Here is a 21,250-nt window from a genome sequence, read left to right as displayed (position 1 = left end):
ACGGTTCACCTCACCGGGGTGAAGTCCCGCGCCCCGATGAATTCCGGCCGCCGTACCGGCGCCGCGAACGGCTCAACCGCCGCGTTCTCCACGCTGTTGAAGACGATGAAGACGTTGCTGCGCGGGAACGGCGTGATGTTGTCGCCGGAGCCGTGCATGCAGTTGCAGTCGAACCAGGTCGCCGAACCGGCCTTGCCCGTGAACAGCTTGATGCCGTACTCCGAGGCCATGGTGGTGAGGGCCTCGTCGGAGGGCGTGCCGGCGTCCTGCATCTGCAGCGACTTCTTGTAGTTGTCCTTGGGGGTGGCCCCCGCACAGCCGAGGAACGTCCGGTGCGACCCCGGCATGATCATCAGACCGCCGTTGGTGTCGTAGTTCTCGGTCAGGGCGATCGAGACGGACACCGTCCGCATGTTCGGCAGCCCGTCCTCGGCGTGCCAGGTCTCGAAGTCGGAGTGCCAGTAGAAACCGGACGCGCCGAAGCCCGGCTTCACATTGATCCGCGACTGGTGGACGTAGACGTCCGAGCCGAGGATCTGCCGGGCCCGCCCGACGACCCGCTCGTCGCGCACCAGCCGCGCGAACACCTCGCTGATCCGGTGCACCTCGAAGACCGACCGGATCTCCTGCGACGTCGGCTCGACGATCGAGCGCTCGTCGGCGCGGATCGCCGGATCGGTCACGAGCCGCTCCAGCTCCTGCCGGTACACGGCGACCTCGTCCGGCGCGATCAGCTGCTCGACGGGAAGGAAGCCGTCGCGCTCGTACGCCTGGAGTTCGGCGAGGGAGACGGGGCCGGGGGTGCCGGGGGAGCCCCAGACGACCGGGTCCTGGCGCGGGACCGACACCTCGGTCGCCCCACGGCTCGGGTAGAGGTCGGGAACGGTGGTGGCGGTGTGCATGGTGGTGGTCGTGGTCATGGTGATGTCAAACCTCCTCCGGCTCGGTGAGCAGCGGATAGACGCCGTTCTCGTCGTGGTCCTCCCGTCCCGTGACGGGCGGGTTGAAGACGCAGAGGCAGCGGAAGTCCTCCTTGACCCGCAGCGTGTGCCGCTCGTGGCCGTCAAGGAGGTACATGGTTCCGGGCGTGATCGTGTAACTCCGCCCGGTCTCCTGGTCGGTGAGTTCGGCCTCGCCCTCGACGCACACGACGGCCTCGACGTGGTTCGCGTACCACATCGACGTCTCCGTACCCGCGTACAGGATCGTCTCGTGCAGTGAGAAGCCGACTCGCTCCCTGGCGAGGACGATGCGTTTGCTCTCCCAGGTGCCCGACGCGGCCTTCACATGCCGGTCGGTGCCTTCGATGTCCTTGAACGAACGGACGATCACGGTGTAGCGATGCCTCCTCGATCGGTGTTTCTCTGTCCGGCGCTGTTTCTCTGTCCGGTGTTCCTCTGTCCGGCGCTTGTCTGTCCGGCGCTTGTCTGCTCGGTGCCGCTGCCGGTCGGCAGTGGTGTCAGACGGTCTCCCGCACGGCCCGTGCGAGGACGCGCAGGCCTTCGTCCAACTCGTCGGGGGTGATGGTGAGGGCGGGCAGCAGTTTGACGACCTCGCTCTCCGGGCCGGACGTCTCGATCAGCAGCCCGAGCTCGAAGGCCCGTTTGGCCACCCGTCCCGCGCGCTCCTTCTCGTGGAACTCGATGCCCCACACCAGGCCGCGGCCCCGGTACTCCTTCACATCGGCGAGGTTCTCCTCCGTGAGGGAGATCAGGGCCTGCTCGACCTGCTCACCGCGCTTCCGCGTCTGCTTCTCCATGGCGGAGCCGTCCGCCCAGTACGCCTCCAGGGCGGCCGTCGCCGTCACGAACGCCGGGTTGTTGCCGCGGAAGGTGCCGTTGTGCTCGCCCGGCTCCCAGATGTCCAGCTCCGGCTTGAACAGGCAGAGCGACATCGGCAGGCCGTAGCCGCTGATGGACTTGGAGACGGTGACGATGTCGGGCGTGATGCCCGCCTCCTCGAACGAGAAGAAGGCGCCCGTACGACCGCAGCCCATCTGGATGTCGTCGACGATCAGCAGCATGTCCTGCCGCTCGCACAGCTCGGCGAGCGCGCGCAGCCACTCCGGGCGGGCGACGTTGATGCCGCCCTCGCCCTGCACGGTCTCCACGATCACCGCGGCGGGCTTGTTGAGCCCGGACCCCTGGTCCTCCAGGAGCCGCTCGAACCACAGGAAGTCCTCGACCGTGCCGTCGAAGTAGTTGTCGAACGGCATCGGGGTGCCGTGCACCAGCGGGATCCCCGCCCCGGCCCGCTTGAACGCGTTGCCGGTGACGGCGAGCGAACCGAGCGACATGCCGTGGAAGGCGTTGGTGAACGACACGATGGCCTCGCGCCCCTTCACCTTCCGGGCCAGCTTCAGCGCCGACTCCACCGCGTTGGTGCCGGTCGGCCCAGGGAACATGACCTTGTACGGCAGATCGCGCGGGCGCAGCACCAGGTTCTGGAAGGACTCGAGGAACGCCCGCTTGGCGGTCGTCGACATGTCGAGCGCGTGGGTGACGCCGTCCCGTTCCAGATAGTCGATCAGGGCGCGTTTGAGTACCGGGTTGTTGTGGCCGTAGTTGAGTGAGCCGGCCCCTGCGAAGAAGTCCAGGTACGCGTGGCCGTCCTCGTCGAACATCCGGCTGCCCTGCGCGCGGTCGAAGACGGTGGGCCAGCCGCGGCAGTAGCTGCGCACCTCGGACTCCAGGGTCTCGAAGACGCTCAGGTCGGGCTGGGTCATGGTCACGTCGAATCGCTCCTCGGTACGTGGGGGCGGGAGGGGGAGGGGGTGCGTGTGCTGGGGGAGCCTCAGGGGGACAGCGGGCCGATGCGGTGGAGCACCTCGGGCTGGTGCGGGCCGTCCGGGAAGTCCGCGGCCTCGAACAGGACCGTGCGCTCGACACACGCGCCATGACGGTCGGCGTACGCGGCGAACAGTCGCTCGGAGGCGGTGTTGCCCGGCGTGATGGTGGTCTCGACGGTGGTCACGGGGTGCACCCGCGTGACCCGTTCGGTCAGTCCGTCCAGGAGGGCGGCCGCGAGTCCGCGTCCCCGGTGCGACTCGTCGACGGCCACCTGCCACACGAGCAGGGTGTCCGGCCGCTGCGGCCGCACGTACCCGGTCACGAACCCGACCGGTTCACCGGTCTCGTCCCGCGCCACCGCCGAGGTGTCCGCGAAGTCCCGGACCCACAGCAGATAGCTGTACGAGGAGTTGAGGTCCAGCGCTCCGGAGTCCCGCGCGATGCGCCACAGCGCAGCGCCGTCCGCCACGTCCGGGCGATCGATCCGAATCCCTTCCGCGATTTCCGTCTGTGGTTCTGCTTGTGCGGCAGTCATAGGGCTTGAATTTACCCATGGGAATTTCGGATTGCATCGCCGCGTGGGGTTACGTATGGGCGCTTCACGTGTTATCACGCGGGCGTGAGCGACCTGAGGGAACCGGGTTGATCTGAGACGTTCTGCCCGTAAATTACCGCACAAAAAGGACGCGTTGTGGAGTCGGTCACACATGTGCAACCCTCACGGGATCTGCCCGAATCGGCCCCGTCGTCGTTCGCGAAACCTTTGCGTTTAGGCGAGAGATAAGCGGGCAGAAGAATACGGGATTCTATTCTGTGAATTCCACTGCATTTCCGTCGTCAAAGCGACCCGCACTTTTCTCGGCATGGATCGTTCCCCGGGCCCAGGCCTCCGCCGCCGCGCGGCGAGCCCCTTCCGGGTCGACCGCCGTCCCGAACTCCGCCAGCGCGGCCCCGAGCCCGGCGAGGCCGGAGTGCACGGCCCCCGGGGTCGCGTGGGGCCCGTAGTGGTTCACGCGGATCATCTCGCGGGCCAGGGCGCCACCACCGGCGGCCAGCGGCAGGGCGGGGTCCGTGGCCAGCGCCTTGGCGACCAGCTCCGACGCGTTCACGCCGGCGGGGGTCCGGAGGGTCGTGGCGACCGGCGCGGCGTGGGCGGCCTCGTGGACGTACGGCTCCAGGCCGCCGCCCAGGGCGAGCGCCCCCGCCCGGGTCGCCGCGGCGGCGGACGCGTGCCGGGCCATCACCACGTCGAGCCCCTCCGCCTCGACGCGCTCCAGACAGGCCTCCAGGGCGAGCATCTCCAGTTGGGCGGGTGCGTGGAGGAGAGTGCGGCGGCCGCCGTCGATCCAGCGCTCCTTCCAGTCCAGGAGGGAGAGGTACGAGTGGCGCGGGGCCCGCGGGTTGGCCGCCATGCGTGCCCATGCCCGCTCGCTCACGGAGATCGCCGACACCCCGGCCGGACCGCCCATCGCCTTCTGTGCCCCGATGACGCACAGGTCGACGCCCCAGGCGTCGGGCAGCACCGGCTCGGCGCCGACGGAGGCGACGGCGTCCAGGTAGAAGAGGGCGCCGTGCTCGCGGACGACCGCGCCGATCTCCGCGACGGGGTTGGTGTTGCCGGTCGCCGCCTCCGCGTGGACCAGCGACACGAAGTCGATCGCCGGGTGCGCGGCGAAGGCCTCCCCGATCCGCTCGGCCGTGGCCGCCGTGTGGAACGGCACCGCCAGATCGATCACGGTCGCGCCGCAGTCCCGCAGCCAGTCGCCGAAGGTCTGCCCGTACGGGCCGGTGATCACGTTCAGCGCGGTCGTCCCCGGACCGGCGGCCCCGCGGATCGCCCCTTCCAGTGGCAGCAGCGCCTCGCCCTGTGTGATCACCACGTCCTGGTCGGTGGAGAGCAGCCGGGCCACCCGGTCCTCGATCGACGCGAAGCGCGCCGCGCTCAACGGGGCCAGATCCAGAAACGGGTGCGTCACAGGATGCTCTTTTCGCTCACGGGGTAGATGGTGTCGAGGGTACCGACGGCCCTGTGGGCCTCTTGTGCACCCTTCACCGGCGACATCTGAGGTCAGACGGCCCAGTAGCCATTGGATTGGTTTGAGCAAGTCAAACAATTCCTTATAATCTGATGTCAGCGTTCTTCCAGCTCCCACAGGAGGTCTCCCCGTGAACTCGGTCCCCGGACGCCGGACCCGCATCCTGGCCGCCACCACCGCCGCGGCCGGACTGCTGCTCGTGTCCGGCTGTTCCTCGGACGGTGACGGCGGCGGCGGCACCAAGACCGCGGCCGGCGGGGTGGAGTTGGTGAAGGCCGGTCGGCTCACGACCTGCACCCACCTCCCGTACCCGCCGTTCCAGTCGGAGATCGACGGCAAGGTGCAGGGCTTCGACGTCTCCCTGATCGACCTCGTCGCCGAGGACCTCGGCGTGAAGCAGGAGATCCGCGACACCCCGTTCGAGAACTTCAAGACGGGCGCCTTCCTGAACTCCGGCGAGTGCGACCTCGCCGCGGCCGGCATGACGATCACCGACGAGCGCAAGAAGAACGTCGACTTCTCCGACCCGTACTTCGAGGCCACCCAGGCCGTCCTCGCCGACAGGAAGGCCGGCGTCGGCTCCTTCGCGGACCTCAAGGGCAAGAAGGTCGGCACCCAGGCGCAGACCACCGGCGAGGACTACGCCAAGAGCCAGGGCCTCGACCCCGTCTCCTTCGAGTCCTCCGACGCCGTCCTCAACGGCCTGCGCACCCGGCAGGTCGACGCCGTGATCATCGACTACCCGGTCGTCCAGGGCTGGCTGAAGGACAAGGCCAACGCCGACGCCTTCGAGGTCGCCGAGCAGATCAACACCGGCGAGCAGTACGGCTTCACGGTGAGGAAGGGCAACACCAAGCTCCTCGCGGCCGTCAACAAGGCGCTCACGGACGCGAGGGCCGACGGCACGTACAAGAAGCTGTACGAGCAGTGGATCGGCCCGTACGACGAGAGCGCCGCCTCGGCATCCCCGTCGGCGTCATGAGCGTGACCGACACGGACGCACCGGGCACGCCGCGCAGAAAGGGCCTGAGCCGGAGCCGCAAACGCACCCTCTCCCGGGGCGCGCAGTACGTGGTGTTCGTCGCGGCCGTCATCGCCTTCGCGCTGTCCGCCGACTGGGACCGGCTGAAGAACCAGTTCGCCCAGTGGGACATCGCCGAGCAGATGTTCCCCGACGTCATCACGCTCGCGCTGAAGAACACCGTGCTCTACACGCTGTCCGGCTTCGTCTTCGGACTCGTCCTCGGCATGGTCATCGCGCTGATGCGGCTGTCGTCGGTGGGCCCGTACCGCTGGTTCGCCGGCGTGTACATCGAGATCTTCCGGGGTCTGCCCGCCCTGTTGATCTTCATCTTCATCGGCGTCGCCGTGCCGCTCGCCTTCCCCGGCACGGAGATCCCCGGCGGCACGTACGGCAAGGTCGCGCTCGCACTGGGCCTGGTGGCGGCGGCGTACATGGCGGAGACGATCCGCGCGGGCATCCAGGCGGTCCCCAAGGGGCAGATGGAGGCGGCCCGTTCGCTCGGGTTCTCACCCGCGCGCGCCATGGTGTCGATCATCATCCCGCAGGCGTTCCGGATCATCCTCCCGCCGCTCACCAACGAGTTGGTCCTGCTCTTCAAGGACTCCTCCCTCGTCCTGTTCCTCGGCGTCACCCTGGAGGAGCGCGAACTGTCCAAGTACGGACGCGACCTGGCCAGCACCACGGCCAACTCGACGCCGATCCTCGTCGCCGGCCTGTGCTACCTGCTGGTGACCATTCCGCTCGGCTTCGTCGTACGACGTATGGAGGCGAAGGCCCAGGAGGCCGTGAAATGAGTACCGGGACCACCAGCGCCACCAGCGCCACCGGGGCAGAGATCCAGGTCCGAGGTCTGCACAAGTCGTTCGGCGCCAACGAGGTGCTGAAGGGCATCGACCTGGAGATCCGGCGGGGCGAGGTGGTCTGTGTCATCGGCCCGTCCGGCTCGGGCAAGTCGACCCTCCTGCGGTGCGTGAACCTCCTTGAGGAGCCCACGAAGGGCCGGGTCTTCGTCGGCGGCACCGAGCTGACGGACCCCGACGTCGACATCGACGCCGTACGCCGCCGTATCGGCATGGTCTTCCAGCAGTTCAACCTCTTCCCCCACCTCACGGTGACCGAGAACCTCACGCTGCCGCAGCGCCGGGTGCTGAGGCGGGACAAGGCGACGGCGGCGAGGGTCGCGGCGGAGAACCTGTCCCGGGTGGGCCTGTCGGAGAAGGCGAACGCCTACCCCGCCTCCCTCTCCGGCGGCCAGCAGCAGCGTGTGGCGATCGCCCGCGCCCTGTCGATGGGCCCCGAGGTGATGCTCTTCGACGAGCCGACCTCGGCCCTCGACCCGGAACTGGTGGGTGACGTCCTGGCGGTCATGCGCATGCTCGCTCAGGACGGCATGACCATGATGGTGGTGACCCACGAGATGACCTTCGCCCGCGAGGTCGCCGACCGTGTCGTCTTCATGGACGACGGCGTGATCGTCGAGGACGGCGCCCCCTCCCAGGTCATCGGCAGCCCCCGGCACGAGCGCACCCGCCACTTCCTGTCCCGTCTGCTGGACCCGGCGATGGCGGAGGTGGAGGAGGGGACGTCGGACCGGGAGGGCAAGGCCGACCAGCCGGGTGACTAGTCTGCGGTGCATGAACGATGAGCCGGTGCTGCATGTGAAGGGCCGGGTGCTGGTCGGGCCCGAGGACGTCCGCGACGAGCTGTGGGTCGTGGACGGCCGTATCACCTACGACCGTCCCGTGAACGCCAGTGACATCCGCACGGTGTCGGGATGGGCCCTGCCCGGGCTGGTGGACGCGCACTGCCACGTCGGCCTGGGCGTGGAGGGCCCGGTCGACGTCGACGTGGCGGAGAAACAGGCCCTGACGGACCGCGACGCCGGCACCCTCCTGATCCGCGACGCGGGCTCCCCCTCCGACACACGCTGGATCGACGACCGCGACGACCTCCCGGACATCATCCGGGCCGGCCGCCACATCGCCCGCACCCGCCGCTACATCCGCGGTTTCGCCCACGAGATCGAGCCGGACGAACTGGTCGCGTACGTCGCCCAGGAGGCCCGGCGCGGTGACGGCTGGGTGAAGCTGGTGGGGGACTGGATCGACCGTGAGGTGGGCGACCTGGCGCCGTGCTGGCCGCGCGAGGCGGTCGAGGCGGCGATCGCGGAGGCCCACCGACTGGGCGTCCGCGTGACCGCCCACTGCTTCGCCGAGTCGTCCCTCCGCGACCTCGTCGAGGCGGGCATCGACTGCGTCGAACACGCGACGGGCCTGACGGACGACCTGATCCCCCTGTTCGCCTCGCGCGGCGTCGCCATCGTCCCGACCCTGGTCAACATCGCCACCTTCCCGTCCATGGCGGCCGGCGGCGAGACCAAGTTCCCCCGTTGGTCCGCCCACATGCGCCGCCTTCACGAACGCCGCTACGACACCGTCCGCAACGCCTACGACGCGGGCATCCCGGTCTACGTCGGCACCGACGCGGGCAGTTCCCTTCCCCACGGCCTGGTCGCCGCCGAGGTCGCGGAACTGGTGACGGCCGGAATCCCCCCGGTCGAGGCCCTCTCGGCGACCACCTGGACCGCCCGCGAGTGGCTGGGCCGCCCCGGCCTGGACGAGGGCGCCCCGGCGGACCTGGTGGTGTACGAACGGGACCCCCGCACGGACGTACGCGTGCTGGGGGCCCCGTCGAGGGTGGTGCTGAACGGATGGGTCGTCGATTGAGAACCCGTCCGCGAGAAGCGTGAGCTAGGTCGTTTGCTCCGGAATCGCCATGACGTCCTCCCTCCGTGCGTTCAGCGGAACGATTCCGTCGAAGCTGTAGGAGTCGTCGCAGAAGACGACCTGATGGCCAGCCGGTACGAGACCTCGGTACCAGACGACGAAGTCGGCCACGATGTCTAGTGGGCCCTCCAGGTAGACGCCCCGGCCGTCCGCGTGGGCGTATCCCTCCAGGTCTCCCGGTCCGGAGGGGTAACGCCACTCCACATCCCGCACCTCGGAGCCGGCAGCCCCCGGCGTCGCGAGCGTCACCTCGGCTTCGGGCCAGTCCTGGGCGAGGGCCCGCACCAGAACATCCCTGTCGAGGCGCCAGGCGTCGCTCTCGAAGACGGCGAGATACGTCACTGACCTTCTCCTATCTCACGACAACGGAGCCGGGGATGCCGTGTTGCTGCATCAAACCCTGGAAGTATGGCACCGCGCCCTGGTGATTCGTGATCACGCGTAGCCCCGTCAGGGGGTTCGACGGATCATTGATCACGGACGCGTACCGGCTGAACTCGTCGTCGATCTTGGCTCCGATCTTGTTCCGGATGAAGTCCGGAATGCCGGAGCCGGGGATGAACGGACTACGGCCGGGATTGTCGATGAACTTGGCGTCGAGGAGCTCGCCTGTGTTCCTGTCCATCCCGTCCGCCCACACCCGCTGACCGCCACCGACCGCCCGGTACTCGGTGGCCCCGGTCTGAGCGACCTGGTAGGCCTGCGAGTTCCCGGCGCCGACGGCAGGGCGCGTTTCGAGAGACATCTGGTACGACGTGGTGCAGTTGTGAACCAGGGTCGGTGCGGCCCCTGCCAGCACGTAGAACGTGTGCAGGCCCTCGACACTCAGGTTGTGGACCGTCGCCTGTGCCCTGTGTGCCTTGACCGCAGTGATCTGGATCCAGCTGCCGCTGCCCGTGCTCAGCCACTGCCCGCGCTTCAGGTCGCCGGCGTCCACCCACTGCGCCAAGTCCGGCAGCCAGAACGGATGGCCGTCGGTGGCCGTGATCGTGGAGGTGGCGTCGCCTGACCGGCCGTCCGTGTCGACCGTGATCGTCACCAGGCGCTTCTTGCCCTCACCCTTGATCGTGCGGGTCACCGTGCGGGTCTGGGTGTCGTCCGTCTCCACGTCCGACGCCGCGACCTTGTCACCGACCTCGACGTCCTCGATCGCCTTCGTGGAACCGTCGGCCATCAGGACCTCGGTGCCGGGGACGAAGCTGTTCGTGCACGTCGGCGGGGCGTCCGGCGGTTTCGGAGCGGCCGGTGCCGGGGCGTCGGCCGCCGGGGGGTTGGTCGTCCCCGTGGGGGGCGGGTCGGCAGCGCCGGCAGGCGGCGGGTTGGCTCCGCCCGTCGACGGCGGATTCGCGCTGCTCGTCGGCGGTGTCGCCGCGCCCGACGGGACGTTGCGGCTGACATCGCTCGCCGTGTCCAGCGCCTCCAGGGCCTCGTCGCCGTACTTGGCCACCTTCGCCGCCGTCGCCCCGTACCCCGCGAACGGGATCGCCGAGGCGCAGGACAGGGCCGCGTCGACGTACTCGCCCTCGGCCGCGTACCAGCCGCAGTTGGCCAGGTCCGCGACCTCGCCGACCACCGGGATCAGGCCGACCACGTCCAGGGCGGCGTGGCCGATGTCGGACCAGGAGAGGCCGAACAGGTGGCCGTCGATCTCGATGAAGGAGATCGGGTTGCCGCCGGCGAAGGCGTAACGGTTGCCCGTGAAGGGGTCCGTCGACAGGCTCATGTCCGCCAGGGCGCCGCCGTACATGTCGCGGGTCAGGAAGCGGTTCAGGCCCGGGTCGTACGTGCGGAAGCCCATGTCGTACGTGCCGGAGGCCGTGTCGTAGCGTTTGGCGTTGAAGCGGTACGCGTTGTACGGCTCAGCGGCCTCACCGCCCGCCCCCGGCTTGTCCGCGCCCGTGAACTGGGCCGTGTCGTTCTTGCCGTACGCCGTGTAGCCGTACGTCGTCTTCGTGTCGCCGTCGGAGTCCGTCAGCCCCTCCACGTCGCCGTGCGGGTGGTAGAGGTACTGCGTGGTCTCCGGGGCCTTGTCCTCCTCGTCCTTGATCTGGGTCAGCTTCTGGCCCCAGGACGCGTACTGGAAGGAGGTGACACCCTCGCCCGTCACCTCCTCCCTGAGGGAGTTCGAGGTGATGCCCAGGTAGGTGAAGAGGGTGGTCTTCGCGTCGTCGCCGCTGCCGACCGCCTCCTTCACCGTGCGGTCGAACGCGTCGTACGTCATACGGGTCGTCCGCGCCGCGTCGCCGGTGCCCGACGTGATCGACTCCGGCCGGTCGAAGCCGTCGTAGCGGTACTTCTGGATCGTCTCGCCGCCGAAGGAGACGGTGTCGAGGCGCCCGAGCGGGTCGTAGTTGTAGGTGGACGACGCGCCGTCCGCCGTCGACGTCAGGAGGCGGTTGCGGTCGTAGCGATGGGTCGTCGTCGTGTCGTCGACCGTCTGCCAGACCACGTTGCCGGCCGCGTCGTGCCGGTACTCCTCCGTCTTCTCGTCGTCACCGGTCTTCCCGACCTTCACGATCCGGTCCCGCGGGTCGTACGTGTACGCGTACGTGTTGTCGATCGTGGAGCCGTGGTCGTCGGCGTCCATCAGCTTCAGGACGTCCTCGACCTTGTGGCCGTTGGCGTTGTACTTCAGGGCGTGCTCGGCGACGAGCGTGTCGTCGGACTGCCGCTCCGTGGTCTTCTTCGTCGCGCCGTCGAGGTAGTAGCCGACGGTCAAAACGTTGCCGTTCGGCTTGGTCTGTTCGGCCAGTTCTCCACGGGCCGTGTACTTCAGTGAGGTGATCTGCTGGTCGCCGGCCGTCGGTGAGGCGGCGTTGGTGATGCGCTCGACCCGGTCCAGCGCGTCGTACTCCAGCTTGCTCCAGGTCAGGTCGTGGGTCGTCGTCAGCGTGTTGCCGTTGGCGTCGTACGTCAGGGCCGTCGTGTCGCGGACACGGTCCCCGTCGTGCTCCATCACCTCGGTGAGCTGGTTGAGTTCGTCGTAGGCCAGGGTGTAGCGGTCGGTCTCGACGCCGGGGCTGTTGTCGATGATCTCGGTCTGGTTGCCGTTGGCGTCGTAGCGGTAGGAGAAGTCCTTCTTCTCGTTGTCGGTGTCGCCCTCGTAGTCGCGGACCAGCCGGACCGCGTCCGCGACCACCGTGCCGGTCGCCTCGTCGGTGAGCGTGACCGCCTGACCGGTGTCCTCGGCGAAGGCGTACTTGCCCAGGGAGCGCCACTCACCGGGGAGTTCGCTCTGGTCGAGCGTCCTGGTCTCGGTGCCGTCCTTGTGCTTGATCTCGTAGGCGGCGTCCTTCGCCGCCCCGTCGACCTTCGGGTACCGGACGTAGACCGTGTAGTCGCCGGCCTGCGGGATCGTCAGCTGCCAGACGAAGCGGTCCTCGCCGGCACCGGGCGCGTGCGTCTGCGCGTTGTAGCCGTACGAGCCCTCGGCGTCGACCGAGGCCCACGTGCCCTGCTGCGCCGTGTTGTTGATGTCGCTGTTGTCGACCAGGGCGACCTGGAGGCCCACCGGCACTCCGTCGTCCGAGCGGGACTTGAGGGCACCGCTGGGGTAGAAGGAGGAGTTGAGGGTGCGGGAGACCGAATCGCCCGCGCTGCTCAGGGTGTTCTGGATCTGCTGGCCGAGGTCGTTGTACCGGTAGGTGTTCCTGATGTCGAAGGCGTCGACCGACGTCCTGATCCAGCCGGTGTCGAAGTAGGTGTACTGGGTCTCGTTGCGGACGCTCTGGCCCTCGGACGGCGGAGCGCTGACCTTCTTCACCCGGCTCAGCGCGTCGTACTCGTACGTCGTACGGTCCGGGGTGTCGTAGCGGTCGTCGTCCGGGTCGAAGGGGCTCAGGGTCTCCTTGACGCGGTTCAGCTCGTCGTAGACGGTCTCGGCGGCGAAGTCCTTCGGGTCGTCACCGGTCTCCATGCCGCGCGGGGTGACGACCCGGGTCTGGTTGCCGACCTCGTCGTACTCGAAGCGGGTCCTGCGGACCACCGCGTCGTCGCCGTCCCCGTCGTGCGGGACGTGCGCCTCGACCAGGGCGCCGCGGGCGTCCAGGACCAGTTCGGTGCGGTTGCCGTCCGCGTCGGTGGTGGCAGTGGTGAGACCGTCCCAGTCGTAGGTGCTCGTCGTGGACTTCCCGGCCGCGTCGGTGGTCTCCAGCAGCCGGTGGTCGAGGTCGTAGCGGAACTTGCTGGTGTAGTCGTCGGGGTCGTCGGTCTCGTTCTTGCGGGCGTCGACGACCTTCACCAGGTCACCGACGTCGTTGTAGACGGCCGAGGCACGCTTGCCCGCCGCGTTGACCGCCTCGATCGGCTGGTAGACCTCGTCGTACTTCGTCGTGGAGGTGAAGTCGCCCGGTGCCCGGGTCAGGTTGCCCTTCGGCTCCGTGGAGGTGAGCTGGTTGCCGACCTTGTCGTACGTGAAGGTCGACACGCGTGCGGGCGCGCCCTCCTCGTCGCCCGGCTGACTGGACTGCAGGAGCTGGTCCGCGGCATCGAACTCGCTGGTGCTCGACACCCCGTTGGGGGCGGTGAAGACGAGGGTGTTGTCGTTCCTGTCGTACCGCGGCGCGGGCGTGACGATGAACTCGCCTGCCTGCTGGTCCTTCGGCCTGCGGTTCTCCAGCGGACGCCCGAACAGGTCGTACGTCTGCGTGGTCGTCGCCCCGTCGGCCTCCTCGACCTCGGTGACGTTGCCGCGCACGTCGTACACCGTCGTCGTGCGGTTGCCGAGGGCGTCGACGATCACCCGCGGGTAGCCGGACGGGTCGTAGTCCTCGAACTTCGTGGTGTGCTCGTTGGCGTCGGTCGCGGAGACGAGCCGGCCACGTGTGTCGTAGGCGTTGGTGGAGGTGTAGTCGTCCGCGGGCTCGCTCGCCACGCCCTTCGGGTCGGTGACCGAGGTCATGTTGCCGCGCGCGTCGTAGCCGAACTGCCAGGTACGGCCCTCAGGGGAAACCCGGCGCACCAGGTCGGCGATGTAGCCGTTCTCGCCGGTCGCGTAGGCGAGCGTGGCGGCGGGCCGGTCGTTCTTCACCGACTCCGCGTCCCGGCTCTCCAGCGGATAGCCCGTCTTCGGGTCGTACGTCCAGGTGCGGGCGGCGCCGTTGTTCTCTTCCAGGCGCGTGACGTTGTTGTCCGCGTCCCAACCCAGTTTCGTGGTCCGCTTCTTGGCGTCGGTGAGTTTCACGGGACGGCCGTAGCCGTCCATCCGCTGGGTGGCGGGGTTGCCCTCGGCGTCGGTGACGACCGTCTCGGTCCCCTTGCCGTCATGGCCGTCGGGGTCCTTGTAGCGGTACTCGGTCACACCGCCGAGCCGGTCCGTGACCGCCTTGGTGTACCCCAGGTAGTGCAGTTGGTCCTTGTCGTGCGGGCCGACGTAGTCGACCTTCGAGGCGTTGCCGCGCGGGTCGGTGACCTCGACGAGCTTCACGCCGGGGTGGTCGAACTCCTTGCCGTAGTCGAACCTGAAGACCTTGCGCAGCCTGTCGTCCGTCGAGTTCGCGCCGTCCGTCAGCCGCGCCAGCAGGCCCTTCTCGGTGAACGTGAAGTCGACGCGCCGTCCCGAGACGTCGGTGACGGAGCGGACCTTGTCGACGATGAACGGGTTGAGGAGGCGCCTGCCCTCCTTGACCTCACCGTCCTTGTCGACGTACGAGTACGCCTCGCCCTTCTCCCAGTAATCGACGGTGAGCGTGCGCCGGCCCTCGGCGTCGGTGACGTACCTCAGCAGCTTCGACGGGTGCCCGAGCAGCCGCTCCTCGTACGTGAACTCCATCCGGTTGCCGTTCTTGTCCACCTGGGCGCTCGGATAGCCCTGGCAGTCGAAGAGGAACCGGGTGCGGTCCGGGCGCAGGAACTCCCAGGCCTCGCGCTGGTGGGGGTGGAGCAGACAGTCCTTCTCCACCTGCCTGACGCGGAAGTGGACGCCGGCTGGGGCGTCCCACTCGCCCTTCTTGTTCTTGCTGAAGACATGGCTGGTGCCGTCGCCGTCGGTCAGCGTGATCTGCTTGGGCAGCAGCGCGGCCGGATGGAAGTCCAGCGGAGTGCCCAGCCGGACCGGCGAGGAGGCCTGCAGCGACCAGCCGAAACCGGCCGGAGTGCTGGACGCGTCCTGCGAGTTGTAGGCCAGCCGCAGGAAGGTCGAGAAGCCGAGCGAAGGGTTCGAGAAGGCGTTGTACGACCACACCGCGTTGCCCGCGTGAAGGTTGCTCATCAGCGCCGAGCCCGCGCCGGTGTTCTTGCCGGCGTACGAGTGGAAGTCCTCCAGGCCGAGCTGGTCGGAGGTCGGGTACTCGGCGGTGACCTGGTGCTTCGAGGGCGGCACCCCGTCCGTCTCGGACAGCCAGTCGCCGCCGGCCTTCTCCCGCAGGTCCCACTCCAGACCGAAGGTGAGCCGCTTGTCGAGCGGGTCGACCAGGACGGGGGCCTTCAGTTCCGCGTCGAAGGTGACCGTCTCACCCGGCGCCACATCCTTCGGCAGCCCGGTCGCGTCCTTGTTGAGCAGGTTGGTGACGTCCTTGCCGTCCAGCGTCCAGCGGTACGACAGGACGCGCTCGCCCTTCTTCCACACCGTGTCCGTGGTGTTGGTGAGCGTCGCCTCGACGGTGGCCTTCTCACCGGGGATCATCCGCGCCGGCGTGTACGGCAGGAAGTACGTCTCACCCTCGGGGGCGGCGAGCAGCCTCCCGCCCTTGAACACCTTGCCGATGGTGGGCAGTTCGACCGAGCGCGCCGGACCGGCCAGGAGCTTGCCCTCCTGGGTGCGGACGACGATCCGGTAGTGGTGGGCGCGACCCTCGCCGCCGCTCTTGCCCTCACCGTCACCGCCACGGTCGAGCTTCGGGGGCGCGGTGCGGTCGGCGAAGGTCCGGGTGTCGCGGTCGACGGGTGCGACCAGGGTCTCGTCGGTGGGGGTGAAGTCCTTCTTCGTGGAACGGTGGACCTCGTACTCCCGCAGCCCCTTGCCCCGGTACGCGCTCCAGGAGAGGTCGGCCCCGGTGGCGTGGGTGGTGCGGGGGGCCGCGATACGGACGCCGGCGGCGTCGCCCGAGACACCCCGGTGGGTCAGGGAGGAGGAGCCACGGGCGCGGTCGAGCGAGATGCGGGGCGGATCATGGTCACCGCCGCTCTCCGCCTCGTCCTCGTCGTCATTGCCGAAGAGGCGGTCCAGGAGGCCCGGTTCGTCCTTGTCCCCGGCGAGTTCACCGGCGGGACGCCAGCCCTCGCGCGGGTCACTGCTGTCGGGTTCGACCGCGGCCACGGGTCTCGCCTCGCTCGGTCTGGCGAACGTGGCGGGCGCGGTACTCATGATCAGCGCCGTCGCCACGCCACTGACCAGTGCGGCACGCAGACGGTGACGGCTCGGACGGATGCGGCGTAGGCGGATACGGGCGTGGTCCAGGACTGCCATGAAGGGCTCCTTGTTCCCATGGGCGCTCCCCATGGGCACAGGGACCGCACAGGACTCGCCGGGCCCCACTGTGTACCAAGGCCCCCCAAAGACGTGTCAATGGCATGTCAAAAGGATGCGGCGAATTTCGGACTGCGAATGATGCGGAGGAGTTCTGGAGGGGTGCGGGTGGCGCCGTGAAGCCCGTAGAAGCGGAACGTCCGGAACCGGTCATCGCCTCAACTGCCCTTGGGTGTCAGGACTGTTGACCGACTCATGAAAACGTTTTAACTTCCCCTCACTCCGATTTCGAGATGTGAGGGGGACCCGTGGGCTCAGCACTGCGGGAACATGTAGGTAAAGAGGAGGACAGCGCTACTTCCCATCGAGCGGACGCCGCGCGACCGAGACGAAAACGCTTCCAGTCATCTGCCCTCGTCCTGCTCATGCTCCCCGGCCTCGTCTACTTCCTCCTGTTCCACTACGGCGCGCTGGCCGGCAATCTCATCGCGTTCAAGGAGTACGTCCCGTTCGACGGCGTCTGGGGCAGCCCCTGGGTCGGCACCGGCAACTTCCGGCGTATGTTCGACGACGGGGCGTTCTGGGCGGCCGTCCTCAACACGCTCTGGATCGCGGTCCTCCAGCTCGTCTTCTACTTCCCCGTACCGCTCGCCCTCGCCCTGCTGCTGCACAGCCTCACCCGGAGCAGCGTCCGCCGTTTCGTGCAGTCGGTGGCATACCTGCCGCACTTCATCTCCTGGGTGATCGTCGTCGCCCTGTTCCAGCAGGTGCTCGGCGACACCGGACTGCTCAACTCCTCGCTGCAGGGCATGGGGTTGAGCACCGTCGACATCATCGGCAACCCCGGCGCCTTCCGGCCGCTCACCGTCGCCCAGGTCATCTGGAAGGACGCCGGCTGGGGCACGATCATCTTCCTCGCCGCCCTCGCCCAGGTCGACGAGCAGCAGTACGAGGCCGCCGCGATCGACGGCGCCGGGCCCTGGCGGCGCTTCTGGCACGTCACCCTGCCCGCCCTCCGCCCGGTGATCGTGCTGCTGCTGATCATGCGGCTCGGCGACATCCTCTCCGTCGGCTTCGAGCAGATGCTGCTCCAGCGCGACGCGGTCGGCCCCGAGACCGCCGAGATCATCGACACCTTCGTCTACCACCAGGGCATCGTCGGCGGCGACTACGGATTCGCCGCCGCGGCGGGCCTGTTCAAGGGCGTCATCGGCGCGCTGCTCGTGTACGCCGCCAACAAGGTCGCCCACCGCCTCGGCGAACAGGGGGTCTACAAGTGAGCGCCCACCCCGGATCCACCCGCCCCGCCCGTCGCGTCCGGGAGAACCGGTCCGCCCGCCCCGGATGGCTGGAGAAACCCAAGCCCGTCACCCAGGCCGCCAAGGCCGTCGCCCTCGTCGCCGTCGTCCTGCTGGTCTGCGTACCGTTCCTGGTGATCGTGTCCACGTCCCTGGCCTCGACGGACGAGGTGGTCGCGGGCGGCGGCTGGGTGCTGTGGCCGACCGAGCCGTCGTTCGACGCGTACCGCGACATCCTCGACGGCGGCATCGTCACCCACGCCCTCGGCGTCAGCGCCGGAGTCACCCTCGTCGGCACCCTGCTCAGCCTCGCCTGCACGGTCACCCTGGCCTATGCGCTCTCCCGCCCCGGAGTCCTCGGCGGCAGACCGGTCCTCCTGCTGATCCTCTTCACGTTCCTCTTCCCGCCCGGCATGATCCCCAGCTTCCTGCTGGTCAAGGAGCTGGGCCTGTTGGACAGCTACGCCTCACTGGTCCTGCCGGTTCTCGTGAACGTCTTCAACCTGGTCGTCCTGCGCGGCTTCTTCCAGGGCATCCCCGAGGAGCTGTACGAGGCAGCGCGACTCGACGGGGCGGGGGACTGGCGGGTGCTCGTCTCGATCGTGCTGCCGCTGTCGAAGGCCGCGCTCGCCGTCGTCGGCCTCTTCTACGCGGTCACCTACTGGAACTCCTGGTTCTACGCCTCGCTGTACCTGGAGAGCGACCACTGGCCCCTCCAACAGGTCCTGCGCACCTATGTGGTGGCCGGCTCCGGCCTCACGGACGCGACGACCGGCGAGGCCACCGTCACCGCACCGCAGACCGTGCAGATGGCGGTCCTGGTGATCGCCACCGTCCCGATCCTGCTCGTCTACCCGTTCCTGCAGAAGTACTTCACGAAGGGCGTGCTCACCGGCGCCGTCAAGAGCTGAGCCCCGTCAACAGCCGTGTGTGGAAAGGTGACCTGCCCATGTCCCGCATGTCCCGTCGTACCCTGCTGCGCTCCATGGCCGTCGGCGGCGCCGCCGTCTCCGCCCCCGCCCTGCTGACCGCCTGCTCCACGAGTTCCGGCGACAGCGACGTCTCCAACGCCGGCAAGGATCTCGCCCCCTGGCCCACTCACAAGCCCGCCCGGGGGCCCGAGCCGGACCTCGCGCCCACCGAGGCCGGTGTCCAGGCCGGCTACACCGCCTACCCCGCCGACCTGACCCGGTCCGTCTCCCGCACCCCCGGTGACGGTTCGACCGTCAAGGTCATGTCGGTGTCGTTCGGCACCCCGCCCAAGCCGGTCTCCGCGAACCGGTTCTGGGCGGCCGTCGAGAAGGCCCTCGGGGTGAAGATCGAGTACACGATCATCTCCCAGGCCGACTACCAGAAGAAGATGGCGACGGTCATGGCCGGCGACGCCGACACCCTGCCGGACATCATGAACGTCTTCTCCGGCTTCGTCCTGCCCCGCGAGGCCGAGTTCGTACGGCGCCGGTCCGAGGACCTGACCCCGTTCCTCTCCGGGGACGCGATCGCCGACTATCCGAACCTCGCGAACATTCCCACTCACGCCTGGCGCGACATGGGCCGCATCGGCGGACGGATCCACGGCATCCCCCTGGAGCGCCCGCTGCCCGGCTCCACGCTCTGGCTCAACCAGGGCATGTTCACCGACGCGGGCATGACGGAGGGCTGGACCGCCGACGACTTCGCCGCCGTCGCCAGGAAGGCCACCGCCGGCCGCGCCTACGCCCTCGGCGCCGCCGCCGGCTCCCTCTTCGGCAACGCCGTCCACGCGGCCGCGCACAACGCGCCCCTGGAGTGGGCCGTCACCGGGGACGGCACCTTCGAACCCGGCTGGGCGGACGAGCGCTTCAAGGCGGCCATCGCCTTCCAGGCACGACTGCGCAAGGACGGCTCGTACCACCCCGACGCGACCTCCGTCTCCCAGATCGACCTCACCACCCTCTACTACAACGGCACGGTCGGCTCCATGCAGGACGGCTTCGGCGCGTACCTCCCCAAGTACCGAGAGAGCAAAGGCAAGTTGACCCCTGCGGCGGCCCTGCCGTACAGCGTCGGCGGCGAGCCCGGCGGAATCGTCGCTGCCCGGCGCTCCTTCGGCCACACCGTGCTGAAGAAGGCGAAGAAGGAACGGATCGAACTGCTGCTGCGCATCCTCGACTACCTTGCCGCCCCCTTCGGCAGCCAGGAGTGGGAACTCGTCCACCACGGCGTGGAGGGCATCCACTTCACCCGGGGCGCGGACGGCTCCCCGCAGGCCACCAAGCTGGGCGAGGTCGAGAACAACACCAATCTGCCGTGGAAGTACCTCGCCGAGGGTCCGCAGGTGCTGTTCGTGCCGGGCATGCCGGACGCCGTACGGGCCCTGCACGCCTGGCAGCGCGAGGTCGTGCCGCACGCCGTCCGCAACGCCTCCTTCGGGCTTCAGTCCGCCACGAAGAACGCCCGGGGCGCCACCCTGAAGGCCCTCGTCGACGACACGGTCACCGGCATCGTCGCCGGGCGGCTCCCGCTCTCCGAGTGGGACGCGACCGTGAAGAAGTGGCGGCAGCGGGGCGGCGACAGAATGGCCGACGAGTTCGCGAAGGACTACGCGGCCAACAGGTGAGGCCGCCGGGCCGGGCGGAGGCTCGCGGCCGGCCTGTCGACGGACGTCCGCGCGGCAGCGCACGGGTCGGTGCCCGCACGGGCACGGTGGAGAAGGAGACGCGGGGGATGGGGAGCGAGATGGCGTCCAAGGGGACGGGGTCCACAGGGGCGGGGTCCAAGGGGGCGGCTGCCAAGGGGCGGGTCACGATCCGGGAGGTGGCCGAGCGGGCCGGGGTGTCGATGGCCACGGCCTCCCGCGCGCTCAGCGGGAACCATCCGGTGCCCGCCGCCACCAGGGCCCGCGTCCTGCGCGCCGCCCGCGACCTCGACTACGTCGCCAACGCGCACGCCCGCGCTCTGGTCGGCGGCGGCCGCAAGATGGCCGCCGTCGTCGTCCGCCAGGTCACCAGCCCCTTCTACGCCCAGGTCGCCGAGGGCGTGGAGGCGGAGGCCGCCGACCGGGGCTGGCTCTGCGTGGTCGGCGCCACCGGCGGTGATCCCCAGCGGGAGATGGACTTCGTGCGGCTGATGCGGGAGGAGGGCGCACGCCTGGTGATCCTGGTCGGAGGGGTCGTCGAGGACGACGCGTACCGGGAGCGGGTCGCCCACTACGCGCATGCCCTGGACTCGTCCGGCGCCCGGCTGGTGCTGTGCGGCCGGCCGTCTCCGGGCCCCGGGGTGCCCGCACTCGTCGTCGAGTTCGACAACGAGGCCGGGGCCCGCGCCATCACCGGGCATCTGCTGTCCGTCGGGCACCGCCGCATCGTCTTCCTCGGCGGGTTGCCCGGCAACACCGCGCTCGACGCCCGCGTCGCGGGGTACCGGGCCGCGCTGGCCGAGCATGGGCTGCCGCCCGAGGCCGCGCACGTCGTCGACTGCGGGCTCGGCCGCCCTGCCGGGCTGCGTGCGATGACCGAACTGCTCGAGCGGACCCGGGAGTTCACGGCCGTGTTCGCGGGGGACGACATGGTCGCGGCGGGGGCGCTCCGCGCGATCGCCGACGCGGGGTTGCGTGTCCCCGAGGACGTGTCGGTCGTCGGATACAACGACATCCCCCTGGCCGAGGACTTCAACCCGCCGCTGACCACGGTTCACACGCCGGCAGAAGAGCTCGGGCGGGCGGCCGTACGGATGGCGTTGCGCGACCCGGAGCATGCCGCGGGGAGCCACCACCTGTTGGGCACGCACATCGTGGTGCGCCGCAGCGTCGCCCCACCAGGCGCTCTGCCGGCAGGGCCGTAGGGCAGCCGCAGGTGATCGGTGGCCGGTCGCGCGGTTCCCCGCGCCCCCGCCGGGGGCGCGGTCCTGCCCTTGACCACAACCGGACGGAGG

The 21,250-nt window shown here is 69.2% G+C and carries 15 protein-coding genes; 8 read left to right on the top strand and 7 right to left on the bottom strand.

The genetic code is table 11. The annotated features are described in order from the left end of the window. Positions 1-5: 5 nt before the first annotated feature. The 5 genes from thpD to ACFY9I_RS25455 form a co-directional block, all read right to left on the bottom strand. On the bottom strand, positions 6-920 hold the full coding sequence (gene thpD, locus ACFY9I_RS25475) for an ectoine hydroxylase (protein ID WP_391005353.1): 915 nt from the start codon (positions 918-920) through the stop codon (positions 6-8). 7 nt (positions 921-927) lie between these two features. Continuing rightward, on the bottom strand, positions 928-1,332 hold the full coding sequence (locus ACFY9I_RS25470) for an ectoine synthase (protein ID WP_391005352.1): 405 nt from the start codon (positions 1,330-1,332) through the stop codon (positions 928-930). A 127-nt stretch (positions 1,333-1,459) separates the two neighbouring features. Beyond that, positions 1,460-2,731 carry a diaminobutyrate--2-oxoglutarate transaminase gene (gene ectB / locus ACFY9I_RS25465; protein ID WP_391005351.1) on the bottom strand — a complete coding sequence of 424 codons (1,272 nt, stop codon included), beginning with the start codon at positions 2,729-2,731 and terminating at the stop codon, positions 1,460-1,462. Between the two features lie 62 nt (positions 2,732-2,793). Then, a complete protein-coding gene (gene ectA / locus ACFY9I_RS25460) occupies positions 2,794-3,324 on the bottom strand; it encodes a diaminobutyrate acetyltransferase (RefSeq protein ID WP_391005350.1) in 531 nt (176 codons plus the stop codon). Positions 3,325-3,595: 271 nt separating this feature from the next. Beyond that, positions 3,596-4,765, bottom strand: a complete 1,170-nt coding sequence (locus tag ACFY9I_RS25455; RefSeq protein ID WP_391005349.1) for an aminotransferase class V-fold PLP-dependent enzyme — start codon at positions 4,763-4,765, stop codon at positions 3,596-3,598. A gap of 190 nt (positions 4,766-4,955) precedes the next feature. On the opposite strand from ACFY9I_RS25455, the gene ACFY9I_RS25450 reads away from it, so the two are divergent. From ACFY9I_RS25450 to ACFY9I_RS25435, 4 genes are read left to right on the top strand one after another with little or no spacing between them, the layout of a single operon-like run. Then, positions 4,956-5,807, top strand: a complete 852-nt coding sequence (locus ACFY9I_RS25450) for a transporter substrate-binding domain-containing protein (protein ID WP_391005347.1) — start codon at positions 4,956-4,958, stop codon at positions 5,805-5,807. Then, on the top strand, positions 5,804-6,643 hold the full coding sequence (locus tag ACFY9I_RS25445) for an ABC transporter permease subunit (protein ID WP_391005345.1): 840 nt from the start codon (positions 5,804-5,806) through the stop codon (positions 6,641-6,643). The genes ACFY9I_RS25450 and ACFY9I_RS25445 overlap by 4 nt, the downstream gene beginning before the upstream one ends. Beyond that, entirely contained in the window at positions 6,640-7,473 is an 834-nt protein-coding gene (locus ACFY9I_RS25440; RefSeq protein WP_391005343.1) for an ATP-binding cassette domain-containing protein, read from the top strand. Before ACFY9I_RS25445 ends, ACFY9I_RS25440 begins: the two co-directional genes overlap by 4 nt. Positions 7,474-7,483: 10 nt before the next feature. Next, on the top strand, positions 7,484-8,575 hold the full coding sequence (locus tag ACFY9I_RS25435; protein ID WP_391005341.1) for an amidohydrolase family protein: 1,092 nt from the start codon (positions 7,484-7,486) through the stop codon (positions 8,573-8,575). A gap of 24 nt (positions 8,576-8,599) precedes the next feature. Here the strand turns inward: ACFY9I_RS25435 and ACFY9I_RS25430 are convergent, their stop codons facing one another. Together ACFY9I_RS25430 and ACFY9I_RS25425 are read right to left on the bottom strand one after the other, a co-directional pair. Then, on the bottom strand, positions 8,600-8,977 hold the full coding sequence (locus tag ACFY9I_RS25430; protein WP_391005339.1) for a hypothetical protein: 378 nt from the start codon (positions 8,975-8,977) through the stop codon (positions 8,600-8,602). A 10-nt stretch (positions 8,978-8,987) separates the two neighbouring features. Further along, positions 8,988-16,040: a polymorphic toxin-type HINT domain-containing protein gene (locus ACFY9I_RS25425; RefSeq protein WP_391005337.1), complete on the bottom strand. Its 7,053-nt coding sequence runs from the start codon at positions 16,038-16,040 to the stop codon at positions 8,988-8,990. Between the two features lie 425 nt (positions 16,041-16,465). Between ACFY9I_RS25425 and ACFY9I_RS25420 the strand changes: the two genes are divergently transcribed. From ACFY9I_RS25420 to ACFY9I_RS25405, 4 genes are all read left to right on the top strand, one after another. Next, a complete protein-coding gene (locus tag ACFY9I_RS25420) occupies positions 16,466-17,320 on the top strand; it encodes an ABC transporter permease subunit (protein WP_391005335.1) in 855 nt (284 codons plus the stop codon). Next, the gene (locus tag ACFY9I_RS25415) at positions 17,317-18,249 is read left to right on the top strand and encodes an ABC transporter permease subunit (RefSeq protein WP_391005333.1); all 933 of its coding nucleotides are present in this window, start codon (positions 17,317-17,319) and stop codon (positions 18,247-18,249) included. Before ACFY9I_RS25420 ends, ACFY9I_RS25415 begins: the two co-directional genes overlap by 4 nt. 38 nt (positions 18,250-18,287) lie before the next feature. After that, positions 18,288-19,937 (top strand): sugar ABC transporter substrate-binding protein, encoded by a 1,650-nt coding sequence (locus ACFY9I_RS25410; RefSeq protein ID WP_391005331.1) that lies wholly within the window; start codon positions 18,288-18,290, stop codon positions 19,935-19,937. Between the two features lie 107 nt (positions 19,938-20,044). Beyond that, the gene (locus ACFY9I_RS25405; RefSeq protein ID WP_391005329.1) at positions 20,045-21,160 is read left to right on the top strand and encodes a substrate-binding domain-containing protein; all 1,116 of its coding nucleotides are present in this window, start codon (positions 20,045-20,047) and stop codon (positions 21,158-21,160) included. Positions 21,161-21,250 lie beyond the last annotated feature (90 nt).

It is taken from the genome of Streptomyces sp. NPDC012510 (genome assembly GCF_042955065.1).
Classification (GTDB): domain Bacteria; phylum Actinomycetota; class Actinomycetes; order Streptomycetales; family Streptomycetaceae; genus Streptomyces.
Note: the sequence above shows the minus strand (reverse complement) of the source record. Positions and strands in the feature narration are given on the sequence as shown.

Bases quoted from the DNA above. Each gene is read 5' to 3' on its own strand.
- thpD (WP_391005353.1), bottom strand. From the start codon at position 920: ATGACCACGACCACCACCATGCACACCGCCACCACCGTTCCCGACCTC.
- ectA (WP_391005350.1), bottom strand. From the start codon at position 3,324: ATGACTGCCGCACAAGCAGAACCACAGACGGAAATCGCGGAAGGGATT.
- ACFY9I_RS25445 (WP_391005345.1), top strand. From the start codon at position 5,804: ATGAGCGTGACCGACACGGACGCACCGGGCACGCCGCGCAGAAAGGGC.
- ACFY9I_RS25440 (WP_391005343.1), top strand. From the start codon at position 6,640: ATGAGTACCGGGACCACCAGCGCCACCAGCGCCACCGGGGCAGAGATC.
- ACFY9I_RS25435 (WP_391005341.1), top strand. From the start codon at position 7,484: ATGAACGATGAGCCGGTGCTGCATGTGAAGGGCCGGGTGCTGGTCGGG.
- ACFY9I_RS25425 (WP_391005337.1), bottom strand. From the start codon at position 16,040: ATGGCAGTCCTGGACCACGCCCGTATCCGCCTACGCCGCATCCGTCCG.
- ACFY9I_RS25420 (WP_391005335.1), top strand. From the start codon at position 16,466: ATGCTCCCCGGCCTCGTCTACTTCCTCCTGTTCCACTACGGCGCGCTG.
- ACFY9I_RS25410 (WP_391005331.1), top strand. From the start codon at position 18,288: ATGTCCCGCATGTCCCGTCGTACCCTGCTGCGCTCCATGGCCGTCGGC.
- ACFY9I_RS25405 (WP_391005329.1), top strand. From the start codon at position 20,045: ATGGGGAGCGAGATGGCGTCCAAGGGGACGGGGTCCACAGGGGCGGGG.